This is a genomic window from Pseudonocardia sp. NPDC046786, assembly GCF_040645415.1.
GTDB lineage: Bacteria > Actinomycetota > Actinomycetes > Mycobacteriales > Pseudonocardiaceae > Pseudonocardia > Pseudonocardia kongjuensis.
On record NZ_JBEYYF010000019.1, the window covers coordinates 1 to 16487 of the forward strand.

Annotated in this window: 23 protein-coding genes and 2 pseudogenes; 2 read left to right on the forward strand and 23 right to left on the reverse strand. The window is 73.4% G+C overall.

What is annotated here, in order from left to right; all coding sequences use genetic code 11:
• From ABZ881_RS21590 to ABZ881_RS21620, 7 genes and pseudogenes are all read right to left on the reverse strand, one after another.
• A partial coding sequence (locus tag ABZ881_RS21590) for an IS1380 family transposase (RefSeq protein WP_358487097.1) occupies positions 1-1189 on the reverse strand: 1189 nt, incomplete at its 3' end.
• A gap of 155 nt (positions 1190-1344) precedes the next feature.
• A complete protein-coding gene (locus tag ABZ881_RS21595; RefSeq protein WP_358487099.1) occupies positions 1345-2271 on the reverse strand; it encodes a LysR family transcriptional regulator in 927 nt (308 codons plus the stop codon).
• A gap of 340 nt (positions 2272-2611) precedes the next feature.
• Positions 2612-2929: a Rieske 2Fe-2S domain-containing protein gene (locus ABZ881_RS21600; RefSeq protein ID WP_358487100.1), complete on the reverse strand. Its 318-nt coding sequence runs from the start codon at positions 2927-2929 to the stop codon at positions 2612-2614.
• Positions 2930-3085: 156 nt separating this feature from the next.
• On the reverse strand, positions 3086-3817 hold the full coding sequence (locus ABZ881_RS21605; protein WP_358487103.1) for an IclR family transcriptional regulator: 732 nt from the start codon (positions 3815-3817) through the stop codon (positions 3086-3088).
• Positions 3818-3938: 121 nt separating this feature from the next.
• Positions 3939-4277 (reverse strand): annotated as a pseudogene (locus ABZ881_RS21610) (transposase); the annotation flags it as partial.
• A 66-nt stretch (positions 4278-4343) separates the two neighbouring features.
• Entirely contained in the window at positions 4344-4757 is a 414-nt protein-coding gene (locus ABZ881_RS21615; protein WP_358487105.1) for a Rid family hydrolase, read from the reverse strand.
• A gap of 55 nt (positions 4758-4812) precedes the next feature.
• A complete protein-coding gene (locus ABZ881_RS21620; RefSeq protein ID WP_358487106.1) occupies positions 4813-5439 on the reverse strand; it encodes a LysE family translocator in 627 nt (208 codons plus the stop codon).
• A 106-nt stretch (positions 5440-5545) separates the two neighbouring features.
• Between ABZ881_RS21620 and ABZ881_RS21625 the strand changes: the two genes are divergently transcribed.
• Positions 5546-6112 (forward strand): hypothetical protein, encoded by a 567-nt coding sequence (locus ABZ881_RS21625; protein WP_358487108.1) that lies wholly within the window; start codon positions 5546-5548, stop codon positions 6110-6112.
• A 24-nt stretch (positions 6113-6136) separates the two neighbouring features.
• On the opposite strand, the gene ABZ881_RS21630 is transcribed toward ABZ881_RS21625, so the two are convergent.
• The 16 genes and pseudogenes from ABZ881_RS21630 to ABZ881_RS21705 form a co-directional block, all read right to left on the reverse strand.
• Positions 6137-7141 (reverse strand): YdcF family protein, encoded by a 1005-nt coding sequence (locus ABZ881_RS21630; protein ID WP_358487110.1) that lies wholly within the window; start codon positions 7139-7141, stop codon positions 6137-6139.
• Positions 7142-7339: 198 nt separating this feature from the next.
• On the reverse strand, positions 7340-7558 hold the full coding sequence (locus ABZ881_RS21635; protein ID WP_358487113.1) for a hypothetical protein: 219 nt from the start codon (positions 7556-7558) through the stop codon (positions 7340-7342).
• A gap of 9 nt (positions 7559-7567) precedes the next feature.
• Positions 7568-7726 carry a hypothetical protein gene (locus tag ABZ881_RS21640; protein ID WP_358487115.1) on the reverse strand — a complete coding sequence of 53 codons (159 nt, stop codon included), beginning with the start codon at positions 7724-7726 and terminating at the stop codon, positions 7568-7570.
• Between the two features lie 211 nt (positions 7727-7937).
• On the reverse strand, positions 7938-8399 hold the full coding sequence (locus ABZ881_RS21645) for a DUF222 domain-containing protein (protein WP_358487117.1): 462 nt from the start codon (positions 8397-8399) through the stop codon (positions 7938-7940).
• Positions 8393-8797 (reverse strand): hypothetical protein, encoded by a 405-nt coding sequence (locus ABZ881_RS21650; RefSeq protein WP_358487120.1) that lies wholly within the window; start codon positions 8795-8797, stop codon positions 8393-8395. The genes ABZ881_RS21645 and ABZ881_RS21650 overlap by 7 nt, the downstream gene beginning before the upstream one ends.
• A 48-nt stretch (positions 8798-8845) precedes the next feature.
• The gene (locus ABZ881_RS21655; RefSeq protein WP_358487121.1) at positions 8846-9298 is read right to left on the reverse strand and encodes a GNAT family N-acetyltransferase; all 453 of its coding nucleotides are present in this window, start codon (positions 9296-9298) and stop codon (positions 8846-8848) included.
• Positions 9295-9606 (reverse strand): transcriptional regulator, encoded by a 312-nt coding sequence (locus tag ABZ881_RS21660; RefSeq protein WP_344026937.1) that lies wholly within the window; start codon positions 9604-9606, stop codon positions 9295-9297. Before ABZ881_RS21660 ends, ABZ881_RS21655 begins: the two co-directional genes overlap by 4 nt.
• Complete coding sequence (locus ABZ881_RS21665) at positions 9599-10069, reverse strand: hypothetical protein (RefSeq protein WP_358487123.1); 471 nt, start codon at positions 10067-10069, stop codon at positions 9599-9601. The genes ABZ881_RS21660 and ABZ881_RS21665 overlap by 8 nt, the downstream gene beginning before the upstream one ends.
• A gap of 17 nt (positions 10070-10086) precedes the next feature.
• Positions 10087-10419, reverse strand: a complete 333-nt coding sequence (locus tag ABZ881_RS21670) for a hypothetical protein (RefSeq protein ID WP_358487125.1) — start codon at positions 10417-10419, stop codon at positions 10087-10089.
• A 100-nt stretch (positions 10420-10519) separates the two neighbouring features.
• A complete protein-coding gene (locus tag ABZ881_RS21675; RefSeq protein WP_358487126.1) occupies positions 10520-12196 on the reverse strand; it encodes a SulP family inorganic anion transporter in 1677 nt (558 codons plus the stop codon).
• Positions 12193-12606 (reverse strand): metalloregulator ArsR/SmtB family transcription factor, encoded by a 414-nt coding sequence (locus ABZ881_RS21680; protein ID WP_358487128.1) that lies wholly within the window; start codon positions 12604-12606, stop codon positions 12193-12195. Before ABZ881_RS21680 ends, ABZ881_RS21675 begins: the two co-directional genes overlap by 4 nt.
• Positions 12607-12655: 49 nt before the next feature.
• Positions 12656-13639: an AraC family transcriptional regulator gene (locus ABZ881_RS21685; protein WP_358487130.1), complete on the reverse strand. Its 984-nt coding sequence runs from the start codon at positions 13637-13639 to the stop codon at positions 12656-12658.
• A gap of 87 nt (positions 13640-13726) precedes the next feature.
• Positions 13727-14056: a divalent-cation tolerance protein CutA gene (gene cutA / locus ABZ881_RS21690; protein WP_358487287.1), complete on the reverse strand. Its 330-nt coding sequence runs from the start codon at positions 14054-14056 to the stop codon at positions 13727-13729.
• Positions 14057-14093: 37 nt separating this feature from the next.
• On the reverse strand, positions 14094-14453 hold the full coding sequence (locus ABZ881_RS21695; RefSeq protein ID WP_358487288.1) for an FAD-dependent oxidoreductase: 360 nt from the start codon (positions 14451-14453) through the stop codon (positions 14094-14096).
• Positions 14426-14527 (reverse strand): annotated as a pseudogene (locus tag ABZ881_RS21700) (FAD-dependent oxidoreductase); the annotation flags it as partial. The gene ABZ881_RS21695 and the pseudogene ABZ881_RS21700, both read right to left, overlap by 28 nt.
• 5 nt (positions 14528-14532) lie before the next feature.
• Entirely contained in the window at positions 14533-15165 is a 633-nt protein-coding gene (locus ABZ881_RS21705) for a TenA family protein (RefSeq protein WP_358487133.1), read from the reverse strand.
• A gap of 76 nt (positions 15166-15241) precedes the next feature.
• Here ABZ881_RS21705 and ABZ881_RS21710 point away from each other — a divergent pair, with 76 nt between their 5' ends.
• On the forward strand, positions 15242-16027 hold the full coding sequence (locus ABZ881_RS21710) for a GntR family transcriptional regulator (protein WP_344026955.1): 786 nt from the start codon (positions 15242-15244) through the stop codon (positions 16025-16027).
• Positions 16028-16487: the final 460 nt, after the last annotated feature.

Genomic DNA, 16487 nt, shown 5'->3' on the forward strand with positions numbered 1-16487 from the left:
CGAGTTCACCGTCGAGGAGCAGGTGCTGGGTGGCGGAGATCAGGTCGACCGCGAGCATCACGACGGTCAGCCAGGCGGCGTTGATCGCGAAGGTCCGGGACGGGAAGTGCCCGAGCCCGGTGTCCTTGCCGGTGCGGATGCGGTCCTCGACCCGGGCGTGGGCGCGGTGGCGGGCGTCGAGGAACGCGAGCTGCCCAGCGCGGGTGTCGGTGGCCAAGCAGGTGTAGCGCCACCCGTCACGGGTCTCCATCAGATCGAGCTGGGCGCCGGGGTGCGGGCGTTCGCGGCGCACGATCACCCGCGTGCTCTCGGGGTAGCCGGCCGGCGACGCGGCGGGCAGCAGACCGGTGATCTCGGCGACCGCCGCGCCGTCACGGGGCTCGCCGTCGGTGTCGACCGCAGCAGCCCACACCTTGTTCGGGACCGCGGCGATGGCGCCGCGTTCGCGGTCGGTGATCGCCCATCCCACCGAGAACTCGCAGGCCACGGCCTGTTGGTGCAGGCTGCGGATGTGGGCGAGGAACGTCCGGGTGCATCCGGCGGTGTCCGCGCGCACCAGGATGTCGCGGCCGTGGCGGTGGTCGTCGGGGACCTGGGCCAGCGCCTGGTCGAGGACGGTGATGTGGTCGGCGGCGGTGTTCGCGCCGGCGTTGCCGCGCCGTAGCCGGGCGGCCAGGAACTCGCCGGTGTTGTCGCAGAACGCCAGCATCGGGTGATAGCCGAAGGTGCCCTTGAACGTCGGCGCCGCCTGTTCCTTCTCGCTGTGCGCGATCACGATCGTCGCATCGAGATCGATCACGAGCGTCTTGCCGAGAGCACGACCGCCCGCCCGCGACGGCGCCACGATACGGCCATGGGTTTCGGCGTGCCGGGCCCAGACGACCTCTCGGGCCCGTGCCCGTGCCGCCGCGATCGCGCTCAGCGCCCGCTCGTCGAGCCGGTCCAGCAGCCGCCACACCGTCGAGTCCGAGGCCACCGGTCCGAATGCCGCGTCCTGATCAGCCAGCACCGCGATCTCACCGATCGTGGTGGCCCCGTCAGCGAGCGCGACCGCCATGTCGATCAAGACCCGACCCGGGTCGTGGCGGGTCCGCGGTCGACGCAGCCCGGCCAGCGTCTGGGATACCTCGCCGGTCAGCGTGGTCCGGTCCGCGACATCAGCCAGCAGCCGCGACCCGACATGCGACACCAGCCCGTCCCCGTCAGCCGAGACGATGATCTTCGGACGCGTGGTTGTGGCCTCCACCTGGAAAGTGCCCCCTCGACCCGCCGGACATAGCCCTCAGCAAGCGCTGTCCTACCTGGTCACGGGGCACTTTCTGCATCCGGGGCCCCGATCGCCCCTCAACAACGTGAAAAGCCGGGGTTAATGGGAGGTCCGACATCGGGCCTGTCGAAGCCGTCGGTGACCTCGCGGGCGAAGGCTCGTGCCGGCGGAGCCAGATGTCGGTGGCGAGCCCAGTAGATCCAGATGGGGGCGGTCATCGGAGAGTGCTCGTCGACCAGTATCGGCCAGCCAGCCGCCTCGGCGATCCCGGACAGGTTGTCGTCGGCGAGGACGGCGACCCCTAGCCCCGCGCGGGCCATCGCCACCAGTGTGGTGGTGTTGCCCGACTCGAGCGCGACGTCGAGGACGAGGCCGCCCTCGCGCAGCGCCGGTTCGAGGAGGCGGCGGGTCAGGCTTTCGGGTCCACCGGTGAGCACCGGCACGCCCGCCAGGTCCGACACGGGAACCTCACGGCGGTCCCGCCACGGGTGGTCGTCGTGGGTGATTACGACGACGCGGACTTCCCCCAGTCGGTGCCCCGCCAGCCTCTCGTCGCTGCGGGGGAGCGCGGTGACGAAGTCGACGTCGCCGGTGAGCACCTGCTCCACCGGCGGCAGTCCGGGCAACTCGTGCAGCGCGACGTGGATGAGCGGGTAGGCGCGGTGCAGGCGGCCGATCACCGGTGCGAGGAAGTGCGACACGTGCGGATGCGCGCAGGCGATCGTCACCACGCCGGCGCGACCACGCGCCAACTCGGTGCTCAGGGTTCGGATCCCCTCGGCCTGGACGAGCAGCTGCTCGGCTCGCGGAAGCAGTTGGGACCCTGCGCTGGTGATCACCACGCCGCGGCCGCAGCGCTCGAACAGCGCCACGCCCAGCTCAGCCTCCAGCGCCTTGACCTGGCGCCACAGCGAGGGCTGGGCCACCTCCAGGCGCTCGGCGGCGCCGAGGAAGGACCCCACGTTGACAACCTCGACGAAATAGCGCAGCTGGCGCAGCTCCATTGATACTCCAGTTAATTAGCTTATACTCTAACTATTCCATGGACGCCGATGCGGGTGCGCCATAGCGTTGCACTCTTAACCCGCCAGCGCTGCGGGCCGCGCAGCTCGATCCCAGTGCTCGACTGGCGCGTGTAGTGGTCGAGGAAGAACGTGAAGTCCCCCAGGCAGTCCCGCAGCGGCGGGACGTCCGGGTCCATGCTCAGGAAGATCAGCCCGTTGTAGGTGTCCAGCGAGGGCGCTGGTAGCAGGGGTCTGCCCCTTACGCTTGAAGCCCGTCTCGCCGCCGTACGCGTCCTTGTGGAACGGCAGGCCCCACGATCCGGCCGTCGTTGCGATAGGATCAGCCGTGATAGGGGCAGCGGAAGTGGCTCGCGTTGCCCATCTCGTCGCGGCACACCTGCATACCGCGGTGCAGGCGCATGTTGAACAGGGCCCGGACCTGACCGTCCTCGCCGCGGGAGGGGATGAACGAGTCGTCCAGCACGCGGTGGACCACGTAGTCGCCCGATTGCGGGATCTCCGACTCGCGCCCCACGAAGAGCCATGCCTGGCTGAACAGCCGCTCCTTCTCCAAACGGAAGATCTCCTCGTCGTTGTAGATGTGCGCGGACATCATCCCCTGTCGTACATCCCCCAGTACGGGGTCGAGGTCGGTCATCGACGACTCCCACTATTCTCTGCCTGTCAGAGTAGCTGACCTAGCAACAGAATCGATGACTAACTGCGGGGTGTCAAGCCGCGTGGACATCGGGCGCTGCAGAGCACGACGCCCCTGTCCAAGATCGCTGAACAGGGGCGTCGCGGACGAGAACGCTCAGCCGTGGAGCACTGAACCCGCGTCGTGGACAGCGACCTGGAGGGCTTTCGCGATCCGGGCCTGGTCCTGCCTGGACATCCGGGAGGTCGGGACGGAGACGTTGAACGCGAGCCGAGCTGGGGCGCGGCTCGGCGCGAAGGCCACGGCGACGGAGGAGACGCCCTGCTCACTTTCCTCTGAGCTGACCGCGTAGCCGTGCTTCCGGACGAGGGCCAACTGTCGGTCCAGCTCGGAGCGGCCGCGCAGGCTCTTCTCGGTGAGCGCTTCCAGCTCCTCGTCGGGGAAGAGCGCGTGGACCTCCGCCTGCGACATTTGCGCCAACATCGCCTTGCCGGTCGACGTCGAGGGCGCGGGCATCGACACACCAAGTCTCGAGGCGACGCGGACGCCCTTCGGACTCTCGATCGCGTCGATGAACCGGACCATCGTCCCGTCGAGCAGGCCAAGATGCACCGTCTCCTGCAACTCGAGGTTCAGTCGCTCGAGGAACGGATGGAGCTCCTTGCGAAAGTCGAAACGTTGCAGGATCGAATAGGCCACCCCAGTCAGCGCCGTCCCGGGAAGGTACACCTTGCTGCGCGAGTCTTGTCGCACGAAACCGCGATAGAGCAGCATTGCGAGCATCCGGTGCGCAGTGGACGACGCAACGCCGAGGTAGTCGCTGATGTCGGTCAACCGCACCTCCGACCGTTCCCCGAAGAGCAGCAGGATCTTCAAGGCGTTGTCCACGGACTCGATCGGATACTGCGGAGGCTTCGGCCCTACGCCATCCCCCGTTCCCGGTGCGGATTTCTTCACAGCAGAGATCCTAGCCTTGCCGGAGCGCGACGGCTAGTGAGTGTCTGCCGGATCATGGGATCCAGGTCAGGGTGGCGGCGAGTTGGACCGCGCCGAGGTAGTTGCGGCCGAGGCGGTCGTAGCGGGTGGCCAGTCCTCGCCAGTGTTTGAGCTGGCAGAAGCCTCGTTCGACGACGTTGCGGTGCTTGTAGCGGGCCCGGTCGAACCCGGCCGGGCGCCCGCCCTTGCTGCCGCGGCGCCGCCGGTCGGCTTGCTGGTCGGCCGGTTCGGGGATCGTGTGGGCGATGCCGCGTCGGCGCAGCAGTCCGCGGTTGGCGCGTGAGCTGTAGCCCTTGTCGGCCAGGACGTGGTCCGGGCGGGTACGGGGGCGCCCACGACCGGGCCGAGCAAGCGTAGTCCGTCCATGAGCTGGGGGAACTGGGTCCGGAGGTAGGCGGTCCGGGCAGTGCCCGCGCGATCAGGCCGGGTCGCGCACCGCGGCCACGGCCTCGATCTCGACCAGCTGGTCGTCGTAGCCGAGCACGGTGACACCGAACAGGGTGCTCGGCGGGTCGTGCTCGCCGAACCGGTCCCGGACCGCCTCCCAGGCCGCGACGAGATCCGCCTGCCGGGACGAGGCGACCAGCACCCGGGTGCTGATCACGTCGTCGACGGCGGCGCCGGCGTCGGCGAGCGCGGTGCGCATCGTGTCGAAGGCGACCCGGGCCTGACCGGCGTAGTCACCGGCCGCGGCGGTGTTGCCGTCCGGGTTCAGCGGGCACGCTCCGGCGAGGAAGATCAGCCGCGCGTCGCTCGGGGCGGTCGCGGCGTAGGCGTACTCGGCGACGTCGGACAGGGTGGCGGAACGGATCAGGGTGACGGTCTTCGGCATCGGACCGGACGCTACCGGCGTCGTACCCGTTGTCGACCCGGTTCCGGCCGGACCGTCAGCCGCTCCGGCCGGTCCCCGCGACGCCGATCCCCAGCCCGACGAGCATCAGGCCGCCCGCACCGCCGGTGGCGCGGAGCCGGCCCGGGGACCGGGCGAACCAGTCGCGGGCGGCCCCCGCGCCGAGCGCCCACCCGACGTCCACGGTGGTCGCCAGTGCGCAGAACAGCAGGCCGATGACGAGCATCTGCCCGGTCGTCGTGCCCTGGGTGGGATCGACGAACTGGGGCAGGACGGCCGCGAAGAACACGATCGCCTTCGGGTTCGTGACCCCCACGCCCAGCCCCTCCCGGAACGCCCGCCGCCCCGCGACGACCCCGGTCGGCCCGGGCCGGTCGCCTCGGTGCCGCCAGGCCCGCACGCCGAGCAGGACCAGGTATGCCGCTCCGGCGAACTTCAGCACGGTCAGCACGACGGCGGAGCGCTCGACGACCGCGCCGATCCCGAGGGCGACCAGCACGACGATCACGAGGACGCCGGAGAGGTTCCCGGCCACCGTCACCAGGGCGGCACGACGCCCGAGCGCGACCGCCCGGCCGACGATGAACAGCACGCTCGGGCCCGGCATGACGATGAAGACGAGGCTCCCGAGCAGGAATGCGACGGTCGTCGCAGCGCTGGGCACGCCGGCGACGGTACGGATCGGGGCCGCCGGTGTCTGCGGGTTTCCGGTGCCGCCGGAGTAGCGTCCGGGCTCGTGGACGGCCCGGCCGGCCGGTGGGGGGACGCGGGTGCTCGATCCGAACTGGGTGTTCGTGAGCGCGGCCCTCGGGATGGTCGGCTGCGTCCGGTACGTGATCGCCACGCTCACCGGTTCGGCCCGGCCGAACCTCGTCACCTGGACGCTGTGGGCGGCGGCCCCGCTGATCGCGTTCGCCGCCCAGGTCGACGCCGGTGCCGGATTGCCCGCGGTGCTCACCCTGGCGGCCGGGGCCGGGCCGCTGCTCGTCGTCGCCGCGGGACTGCTCACCCGGCACGACCGGGTCCGGATCGGGGCGTTCGACGTCGCCTGCGGGACCGTCGCCGTCGTCGCGCTGGCGGTCTGGCTGGTGTTCGACGCGGCGCCGCTCGCCGTGTTCGTCGCCGTCGGGGCCGACGCCGCGGCCGCCGCGCCGACGGTCCGCAAGGCGTGGCGGGATCCCGGCTCCGAGAACCTGCTGTTCTACGTCCTGGTCGGTCTGGGCGCGATCCTCACCCTGCTCACGGTGACCACCTGGGATCCGGTGGCCTGGGCGTTCGCCGCCTACATGCTGACGCTGTGCGGGCTGGTCGTCGCGGTGGTCGCCCTGCGCCGGTGAGCCGGCGAGCCGGGGCGCAACGGCTCAGCGGAACGCGACCATCGCGCCGAGCCAGACGAGGGCGACCAGGACGACCAGGTTCACGATCCGGTGCTCGACCAGGATCGCGACGAACTCGCGGATGGTGGCGCTGGGCCAGTAGTAGGCGGCCGTCCGCGAGCCGACCACCTGGCCGTCGATGCCCGCCTTGCGGGTCATCAGCGCGGCGCGGAAGGCGTGGAAGTTGTTGGTGACGACGACGCACCGGTAGCCGGGCCGCCGCTCCGTCATGATCGCGTGGCTGTTGCCGAGGTTCTCCAGCGTCGTCCTCGAGCGGTCCTCGCGCACCACCGAGTCCGCCGGGACACCGGCAGTGAGCAGGTGGTCGGCCATCGCGTGCGCCTCGGGCACCGGTTCGTCCGGCCCCTGGCCGCCGGAGGTGACGATCAGCGGTGCGCCGCCCCGCTCGGTCTCGGCCCGCCACAGCGCGGCGGCCCGGTCCAGCCGGCTCGCGAGCAGCGGCGGTACCCGGCCGCCGATCAGCCGCGAGCCGAGCACCACGACGAAGTCGAAGCCGGGCCGGGGCCGGATCCGGCCGTACAGCCAGCTGTAGCCGAGGTAGCAGCAGAACAGGAACCCGAGGTAGGTGACGACGAGCAGCGCGGCGAGGGCGGCGGCCACCCCCAGCGTGTTCTCCTCCAGATACGCCCCGATCAGCGGCAGGAACGGGACGGGGAGGCAGGCCAGCCCGGCCAGCAGCGAGAGCAGGTTCCCGAGTCGGCGCCCCTCGCGCCGGACCATCACCAGGCCGTTGAGGATCAGGAAGATCGCGAGGACCAGCACGACCAGCGCCGGGGTGCCGAGCAGGATGAACTGGAAGAGGTCGAACGCGACTGGGCCCAGCCGGTACGCCTCCCCGATCAGCCCGAACCCCACGCAGACCGCGGTGAGGCCGAGCAGCACGGCGTTGCGGAACCGGCGCCGGTCCCGGACGACCCCGATCACGAACGCCAGGCCGAAGCAGGCGGCGACGATGTAGAAGACCCACACGCCGCTCAGCCGTCCCCGATGGCGGCCGTGGCGTGTGCCCGGCCGTGCGTGCCGTCCATGTCCCACCCGTCCGTCGTCTGTGGACCCGGACGGTATCGAGACGCGGTGCTCCGGCCGGACATCCCGGGCCGGTCGGCTCGGAGCGTGCCCCGTTCGATACCGCGGGGCGGACCCGCGCGGCGGCAGCCGGGCCGGTTGTCAGCCCGTGAGGGCGGCGAGCCAGCGGAGCGAGTGTCGCTCGATGTACGTGGTGTTCCGGGCCCAGACGTCACCGTGCCCGGTGGCCCACAGCGATGCCCACGGTTCTCGGCCGGTCGCGGCACCGTCCGCGAGCAGGTCGGCCATCGCCCGTGTCCGCCGGGGGAGCAGCTGCACGAGCGCATGGCGGTCGCTCTCGTCGAGGCCGTACGCGTCCACCAGTACTCGTCACCGACGGTCGGCGTCGGGCCTGGTCCACTCGGGCGCGGCGGACAGCGGGACGAGACCGTGGACGGCGTAGGCGAGATCCCACAGCCGGGTACCGGGTGCGGCGGTGCCCCAGTCGATCAGCCCTATCCGGCGGCCGGGTCCGCGACCAGGTTCCATGCGGCGAGATCGTGGTGGACCACGAGGTCGGCCCCGACGTCGGGGATGTCCGGCCGGCTTCCGCTGTGGTTCCGGACTGCGCTGCCGTCCCGGCAACCCCGGACCCGCAGCCGCCCGGCAGTCTCCCTCCACCTGCCGGGCGGCCCGGCACACACGAGTCGACACCGTGCCGTAGCGGCACGGTCAAGAGCCGTGCCCCGTCCGCGGCGGTTCAGGCGGCGCCGGCCGGCCGGGGGCTGCCGCGTGGCCGCTGCCGCGGGTCGATCCACCGGGGCGGGATGAACTCGGGCAGCCCGTGCCGGATGCGGATGGTCCATTCCGAGTGGTGCACCAGGCGGTGGTGGACCTTGCAGAGCATCACGCAGTTGTCCAGCGCGGTGGCGCCGCCGGTCTCCCACGGCACGAGGTGGTGAACCTCGCAGCAGGACGGTGGCCGGTCGCAGCCGGGATGCGCGCAGCCGCGGTCGCGGGCGGTGACGGCGCGGCGCAGCCCGTCGGGGACGCTGCGCCGGGTGCGGCCCACGTCGAGCGGCTGCCCCCGGCCGTTCATCACGATCGGGACGATGCCCGCGTCGCAGGCCAGGATCCGCAGGCTCTCCGGGGTGGTGGTCCCGCCGAAGTCGAGCACCGCGGCGCGGGCCCGGCGCTGCAGGTCGTCGAGCCCGATCAGCACGCTGACGAGCGGCGGCCGCCGGTGTCGGGCACGGCGCCGCGATCGAGCGCGTGCCCGCAGATCTCCGCGAGTGCCTCGGCCCGGCGCTCCTCCGGGCGGCGCTCGTCGAGCGCGTCGCGCGGGGCGGCCAGCGCGTCGACGGCGGTGGCGAGCGCATCGAACAGGGCTGCGTCGTCGGGCTCGGGGGACCGGTAGCGGCGCTCGGCGAAGGCGCCCCGCCGGTCCAGGGGCGCGATGGTGGCGACGGCGGCCCGGTCGGGGCGTCGGGTCGCCTCCCCGCAGAGGGTCAGCACCGACAGCAGGTCGCCGGCATCGGCGGCCGGATCGGCGGCGGACTCCAGCGCGGCGACCGCCTCGGTGAGGAGGCGGCGCGCGGTGCCGAACCGGCCGATGGGCATGCGTCCACCGTGGTAGAACTGATGTTCGACCGCAATCGTGGTCCCGGGTCAGAGCGACAGCTTGTACCCCAGGTGGCTCGCCTCGAACCCCAGCCGCTGGTAGAACCGGTGCGCCTCGGTCCGGCGGGCGTCCGAGGTCAGCTGCACCAGCGCGCACCCGCTGCGCCGGGCCTCGTCCACCGCCCAGCGCAGCAGCGTCTCGCCGAGCCCGGCACCCTGGGCCGTCCCGGCGACCCGGACCCCCTCGATCTGCGCCCGTAGCGCACCCCGGCGGGACAGCCCGGGCAGCAGCGACAGCTGGAGCGTCCCGACGACCGCGCCGTCCCGTTCGGCGACGACCAGCAGCTCCGACGGGTCGGCGTCGACCGTCGCGAACGCGGCCAGGTAGGGCGCGAGATCGTCGGCCGACTCGCGGCCGGCGCCGATGCCGTCGTCGGCGAGCAGTGCCGCGACGGCCGCGACGTCGGCCTCGACGGCCCGGCGGATCACGGTGCCGGTCACGACCGCTCCCCGCCGGCGGCGATCTCGCGCAGCGCCAGGATGTGCGCGCTCACCTGCTCCCGGCCGTCCCCGGTCAGCCGGACCCAGGACTTGCGCGCGGACCCGGTCGGCTCCCGCCACGACTCGACCAGCCCGGCCGTGGCGAGCGCCTTGAGCTGCTTGGACAGCGCCGAGTCGGACAGGCCGACCCGGTCCCGCACGAAGCCGAACTCGACCTCGCCGGCGGCGACCAGGGTGGCCGCGATCCGCAGCCGGGTCGGGTCCAGCAGCAGCGGGACGAGCCGGGTGTCCGGGCCCGGTTCAGGCATCCCGGCCCGCCCGCGGCAGCATCCTGGTGACGGCCAGGTAGCCGGCCGGCCGGGACACCGCGAGCACCAGCCCGGCGACCGTGTTGGGCCGGGTCAGCCGGCTCCTTCGGATCAGGTGCACGGCGACCCGTTCGGCGGCGTACCAGCCCAGGCCGACGCCGGCGATCTTCCCCGCGAGGGCGGGCTGCGGGCCGTCGCCCGGCGCGTACGGGACGACCTGGCTCCCGCGTACGTCCAGCAGCGAGAGGCCCAGCAGCGCCGCCTGGATCACGGCCGAGGCGACCATCCGCCGGCGCGGGCCGGTGATCTCGTCCTTGGCGGCGAAGTCGAGGAAGGTCAGGACGGACGTGGCGGCCAGCATGATCGGCACGTTCCGCCGGTGCGCGGTGTCGACGGCACGCCGGGCCGCGTCGACCTCGGCCACGTTCGCCGCGGCGTCCTCAGGTGTGGGTCGGGTGGGCACAGGACAGTGTTACCAGACTACTTTCCTATAAGGCAACTAGAATCGGGTCCGCGGTGCCGGTCGACCGAGGCGCGGGCCTGGTCGGCCAGGTCCCGCAGCCGGACGACCGTGCGCTGCGCCTCGGGCGTCAGGGTCGCGAGGTCGGTGCCGTCCAGCAGCAGTTCGACGGCGTCGAGCACCCGGGACAGCTGCAGGCCGTAGCTGCCGACGTCGCCGAGCACCCGTCGTTCCAGGTCGGCGTCCCGGGAGTTCCAGTTGACGGTGACGAAGTCGCTGAACCAGCTGGTCGTGGGCCGGTAGTCCCAGCGCTTGAGGAAGTTCGCGAACGGGCCGAGCAGGTCGCCGAGCATCGGGAGCCCTCCCTGGTGCGGTACGGCCGCCGACCGGCGGCCACCGGTGATCGTCGCCCGCGGCCCCGGCCGTCCTCGTCGGCCCGATTGACGATCCTCCTCAGCCGCCCGTCCGGCCCGGCTCGGTCACCTCGGCGACCGCCGATCGCCGCACGTGCGACCGGGCGTGCGCGACGGCGTCGCCGAGATCGTCGATCAGGTGTGACGGGTGGCGCAGCGCGTCGATCGCACCGACCCGCCGCAGCATCGTCCGGTGTTCCCCCTGCACGCCCTTGACCAGCACGGTCAGTCCGGACGCCTCCAGGTCGCCGATCAGCTCGCCGAGCGCCCGGGCACCGGTGGCGTCCAGCATCCCGATCCGGGACAGCCGCAGGATCACCACCAGCACGCCGTCGTCGACTGACCGCTCGGTGACCGTGCCGAACACCCGCTCGGCCGCCCCGAAGAACAGTGAGCCCTCCAGCCGGAACAGCGCGATGTGCTCGTCGCCCGGCGCCGCCGGGCCGGGCAGCGGCTCCCGGTGCACGTCGGTGGACCGCGCGACGTGCCGCAACGCCAGGAACGCGGCCACCAGGATGCCGACCTGGATCGCCTGCACCAGGTCGAGCGCGACCGTGACCACCGCCGTCACGGTGAACGTCAGCGCTGCGCCCCGACCGGCCCCGAGTACCGCCCGGACCGTCGCCGCCGGGATCATCCGGACGCTGGTCACCAGCAGCACCCCGGCGAGCGCGGCGAGCGGGATCGCCGACGCCGGGCCGGTCGCCAGGTAGAGCACGGCGAGGATCACCACGGCGTGCACGACGGCGGCCAGCCTGGTCCGCGCGCCGGACCGCACGTTCACCGCAGTGCGCGCGATCGCCCCGGTGGCCGGCATCCCGCCGAACAGCCCGCTCGCGACCGAGGCGAGCCCCTGCCCGACCAGCTCGCGGTCCGGATGGTGCGCGGTGCGCGTCATCGAGGTGGCGACCCGGGCCGAGAGCAGCGACTCGATCGCGGCCAGCGCGGCCACCGCGAGGGCCGCCCCGGCGAGCTCGCGCAGCACGCCGGGATCGATCGCCGGGATCGACGGCAGCGGCAGCGAGTCCGGCAGGGCCCCGATCCGGGCGACCGGGGCGCCGGTGAGCTCGGCGATCAGGGTCACGACGGCGACCGCGATCAGGGACGCCGGGATCGCCGCGTGCAACCGCGGCAGCAGCACCATCGCGGCGGCGACCAGCGCGACCGTGCCGAGCGTCCACAGGGTGGGGGTGAGGTCGGCGGCGGTCAACGCCCGTCCGGCCGCGTCGACCGCGGTGACCAGCGTGTTGCCGCCGGGTTCGATCCGGACCGCGAGCAGGGCGGGCACCTGCTGCAGCGCGATGATGCAGGCGATGCCGAGGGTGAAGCCCTCCACGACCGGCCACGGCAGGACGGTCACCACCCGGCCCAGCCGGGCCAGACCGGCGACGAGCACGAGCACCCCGGCGAGCACTGCGACCACGGTCACCGCCCCCGGGCCGTGCACCGCGACGATCGGGGCGAGCACCACCGCCATCGCGCCGGTGGGCCCGGAGACCTGCACGTTCGAGCCACCGAACACGGCCGCGACGATCCCGGCGACGACCGCGGTGACCAGACCGGCCGCCGGCCCGATCCCGGCGCTCGCGCCGAACGCCAGCGCGAGCGGCAGCGCGACGACGCCGACGGTCAGCCCGGCGGCCAGGTCGGCGCGCAGCGTGCGCGGGCGCAGGTCGTAGTCGGCACGGGCGGGCAGCAGTCCGCGCAGGCCGCTCACCGGCCGTGCTCGGCGGTCGCGTCGAGCAGGGTCTCCGGGGTCGCGCCCGGCAGCGGGGGCAGCGCCCGGGCGGCCTCCAGCCGGGCCTCGTCGCGGGTCAGGCTGGACAGCAGGAACGCCCGCGCGACGACCAGCAGCTCGGCGACCAGCGGTTCGGTCAGCCGGTAGTCGACCGCGTTGCCGGTCCGGGCCGAGGTGACCACGCCGGCCCGGCGCAGCACGGCGAGGTGCTGGGAGAGCTGGGACGCCTCGCAGCCGGTGATCTCCAGCAGCCGGGTGACCCCGACGCCGTCCGGTCCGGTCGCGGCGAGCTCCTCGAGCACCTGGATCCGGGCCGGGTGGGCCAGGCACTTGAACAGGTCGGCCTTGATCCGGTAGAGCGGTTCGGTGCTGCGCAGTCGTGCAGGCATTCGCCGTCGACCTCCTTGTTTGATGGAAATCTTAATCCATCAAACCGGGTCACGAGCGGGCGGTCTGCTCCGGGGTCTCGCCGAACTCGCGGGCGAAGGCGATCCGGAACCGTCCGAGGTGGGTGAAGCCCCAGCGGGCGGCGATCCGGGCGGGATCGGGCCGGTCGCCGTCGAGCAGGTCCCGGTGGGCGCCGTGCAGCCTGGTGTGCCAGAGCAGCAGCGCCGGATCGACGCCGGCCCGGTGCAGGCTCGCCAGCGCGGTGCGGGCCGGCATCCCGGTCAGTGCGGAGAGGTCCGCCGGGCCGATCGGTACGTCCGCGTGCGCGCACAGGTAGTCGGCCACCCGGGAGACGACGCCCCGGTCCAGCCGGGGCACCGGCCGCCTGGCCCGCTCGGCCGCGCCGTCGAGCACGGTGTTCGGGAAGGTCGCCAGGAAGGTGACGGCGAGCCGGTGGAACGCGGCGTCCAGGACGACCGGGTTGTCGAGCAGCATCGGGTTGCCCAGCACCCGGTCGCGGACGTGCACGAGGGTGGCCTCCCACCACCGGGCCGCCGGCTCGGACACCGGCCGCAGCCCGGTCAGCGCGAACCGCTCGGCCGGGATCCCGTGCACCTGCTCGGCGAACTCGGCGACCCGGCGCGCGTCCAGCGCGGCGACGTCGAGATCGATGTCCTCGACGACGTCCCGGAACCGGCCCTGCACCGGCATCACCGCGACGTCCCCGGCGCCGAGCCGGATCGAGCCGTACGCCTCGGTGTCCCACTCCATCCGGCCGTCGCAGACGGTGTCCACCACGTACCGGTTCTCCACCGGGTCCACCTGGGCGTCGATCCCCAGGGTGACCCACAGCTGGCTCAGCTCCAGGCCGGGGACGACCAGGGTGTCGTGGCCCATCTCGAACGCGCGCCCGCTCTCGGCGGGGCGCACCGAGGTGGCCGCATAGTGCTCGGCGGCGAACTGCTCCACGTCGGCGGGCTCGCTGGAGCGGAAGCTGATCCGGCCGACGCCGGTTCCGGGAACGCCATCGGCCACGTCGTCCTCCGTGCGGGTCGCCCGGGTGGGCGGTTTCCGGAACGTACCCCCGCCCGGCCCGGTGCGCGACCCGACCTGGCCCCCTGGTCAGCGGGTCTGCGCGACCACCCACGACAGGTAGTCGGCGCTGCCGCCGGTGACCGGCGCGGCGATGATCTCGGGGACGTCGTAGGAGTGCCGTTCCCGCAGGTGGTCGGTGAGGGCGTCGACCCGGTCGGCGGCGGTCTTGACCTCCACCCGCCACTCCGCCTCGGTCTGCACGGCACCTTCCCAGCGGAACACGCTGGTGACCGGGCCGGCGACCTGCGCGCAGGCACCGAGCCGGGCCGCCACCGCGCCCGCCGCCAGGTCGCGTGCGGCCGCCTCGCTGTCGGTGGTGGTCACGACGGTGCACACGGCGGTCCGGTACTCACTCATGCCGGGCACCGTAGTGCGCGGGTTCTCCACATGTGGATCAGCTGTGGACAGCCGGCCCGGCCAACGCCGCGACGTCGTCCGCGCAGCCCCAGGACAGCGTGATGCCGGACCCGCCGTGGCCGTAGTCGTGGATGACCCGCGGCCGGTCGGCGGTCGCCGGCTCGGCCTCCAGCCGGACCTCCGGGCGGGCCGGGCGCAGCCCGGCCACGTGCTCCAGCACCCGGGTCCCGCGCAGCGCGGGGGCGATGTCCGCGCAGCGTTCGACGATGGCCGCGCCGACCGCCGGATCGGGGGTGGCGTCCCAGGCGCCCTCGTCGAGGGTGCAGTCGTGCTCGCGGCCGCCAGGTGCGAGGTGGACTCGTGCACCGCGACGTCGGACAGCACCCGGACCGACCAGCCTCGCTCGCGCAGCCGGACGGCACAGCTCAGCCCGGCGATCCCGGCACCGACGACGACGGCCCGGCCGGTCATGCGGGTCAGACCTCGTAGGCGGCGTCGAAGAAGGCCAGCTCCAGGTCGACCGCGCGGACGAACAGCGCGGCCACCCGGTCCCGCCGCGCCGCGTCGAGACCGTCGGCGACCCGGTCCAGCTCGGCGCGCAGGAACGCCACCCACTCCTCGAACTCGACGCCGCGGTGCAGCTCGATCCACTCCCGGCAGATCGCGTCGTCCGGGAGCGCGGTGCCGGGCCGCGACGCCCAGTCCAGGTACAGCCACTCGGCGACCACCAGCACGGCGAGCGCCTCCGGGTACCCGTCGGTGCGCGCGGAGTCCATCAGCTCCAGGAACCCGACGGTGGGCGCGGCCCGCACCGGCGTGCTGCTGCCGTCGAGCTCGCCCAGCGAGCGTTCGAAGTAGTCGTTCTCCGGGCCGGCGACCAGCCCGAGCTGGCGGGCCAGCCGGACCCGGGGGACCGGCCGGTCGGCGTTCGCCACCGCCGCGCCGAGCAGCGCGACGAACGCGTCGACGAACTGGAGGTCCTGCTCCAGGTAGTGCCGCAGGACGGCGCGGTCCACCTTCCCGGTCCACAGCTCGTCGACGAAGCGGTGCCCGACCGCCGCGTCCCACACCGTCGTGCTCGACTCCCGCAGCTGCCCGCTGAACGACATGCCACCCACCGTAGGGCCCCGTCCGGGCCGGTCGCCTACGGTTGACCGATCATCGACCCGGAACGGGAGTGCGGACATGGCTGGGCGATCGCTGGTCCGCGGCGACGGGACGCCGCTGTGGCAGCAGCTGCTGGCCGATCTCCGCAGGCGGCTGGAGGACGGTGAGTTCGCGGCGGCGCTGCCCGGCGAGTTCGCGCTCGCCGCCGAGTACGCGGTGAGCCGCTACACCGTCCGCGAGGCGCTGCGCCGGATGCGGGAGGACGGCGCCGTCGTCGCCAGCCGCGGCCGGGTCGCCCGCCCGGCCGGTCCGGCCGCGATCGAGCAGCCGCTCGACGAGCCGTACTCGCTCTACGTCGCCGTCGAGGCGGCCGGCCGGACGCAGCGCAGCGTGGTCCGGACGTTCGAGGTGCGGGCCGACGGCGTCGTCGCCGCCCGGATGGGGCTGGAGGAGTCCACCCCGCTGGTGCACCTGGAGCGGCTGCGCCTGGCCGACGCCGAGCCGCTCGCCGTCGACCGGGTGTGGCTGCCCGAGGACCTGGCCGCACCGCTGCTGGACGTCGACTTCTCGCACACCGGTCTCTATCCCGAGTACCGGCGGCGCTGCGGGATCCGGGTGGACGGCGGCAGCGAGAACATCCGGGCGGTGATCCCCGGCCGCGGCGAGCAGGAGCTGCTGGGGATCGACGACGGCGTCGCCGCGCTGTCCATCGAGCGGCTCGGCCTGGCCGGCGGCCGGCCCGTCGAGTGGCGGCACACCCTCGTCCGCGGTGACCGGTTCTCGGTCACCGCGCAGTTCTCCGCCCGCGCCGGGTACCGGGTGGACCTCTCCGAGCCCACGGCGGACCGCCCGGCCGGCCGGTAGCGGCCGGCCGGACCGGCCCCCGTGCTCAGCGCGGGGACAGCCAGGTCGACGCGGCCACCAGCAGCGCGGCGGCGGCCCGCTCCAGGGTCGGCTCCACCCCGGTCGGCACGAACTTCGGCGAGTGCCCGCCCGGCGCCACCCCGGCCGCGACGGCGGGCTGCGGGCGTTCCGGCCCGTCCGGGGCAGCTCGTCGACCAGCACGGTCGCGACGTCCTCGTGCCGGCGGACGACGATCTCGGCCGCGACGTCCGCGCTGCCGGACAGCACGGTGGCGAACCGGGTGACCGGCAGGCCGGCGAGCGCGGCGGCGACCGCGTTCGCCCGGCCCGGCCGGCAGCGCACCCGCAGCAGCAGCGAGATGCCGAGCCCGCAGCGCAGGTCGTCGAGCAGGCCGGTCACCTTGACGGTGCGGGACTCCAGCAGCTGCTGGCCGCGCCGGGCCACGGTCGTCTCGGGCGCG

Bases quoted from the DNA above. Each gene is read 5' to 3' on its own strand.
- ABZ881_RS21615 (WP_358487105.1), bottom strand. From the start codon at position 4,757: ATGCCGAAGACCGTCACCCTGATCCGTTCCGCCACCCTGTCCGACGTC.
- ABZ881_RS21670 (WP_358487125.1), bottom strand. From the start codon at position 10,419: ATGCTCGGCGACCTGCTCGGCCCGTTCGCGAACTTCCTCAAGCGCTGG.
- ABZ881_RS21705 (WP_358487133.1), bottom strand. From the start codon at position 15,165: ATGTCGTTCAGCGGGCAGCTGCGGGAGTCGAGCACGACGGTGTGGGAC.
- cutA (WP_358487287.1), bottom strand. From the start codon at position 14,056: ATGAGTGAGTACCGGACCGCCGTGTGCACCGTCGTGACCACCACCGAC.
- ABZ881_RS21595 (WP_358487099.1), bottom strand. From the start codon at position 2,271: ATGGAGCTGCGCCAGCTGCGCTATTTCGTCGAGGTTGTCAACGTGGGG.
- ABZ881_RS21600 (WP_358487100.1), bottom strand. From the start codon at position 2,929: ATGACCGACCTCGACCCCGTACTGGGGGATGTACGACAGGGGATGATG.
- ABZ881_RS21650 (WP_358487120.1), bottom strand. From the start codon at position 8,797: ATGCCCATCGGCCGGTTCGGCACCGCGCGCCGCCTCCTCACCGAGGCG.
- ABZ881_RS21710 (WP_344026955.1), top strand. From the start codon at position 15,242: ATGGCTGGGCGATCGCTGGTCCGCGGCGACGGGACGCCGCTGTGGCAG.
- ABZ881_RS21640 (WP_358487115.1), bottom strand. From the start codon at position 7,726: ATGGAACCTGGTCGCGGACCCGGCCGCCGGATAGGGCTGATCGACTGG.
- ABZ881_RS21660 (WP_344026937.1), bottom strand. From the start codon at position 9,606: ATGCCTGAACCGGGCCCGGACACCCGGCTCGTCCCGCTGCTGCTGGAC.
- ABZ881_RS21680 (WP_358487128.1), bottom strand. From the start codon at position 12,606: ATGCCTGCACGACTGCGCAGCACCGAACCGCTCTACCGGATCAAGGCC.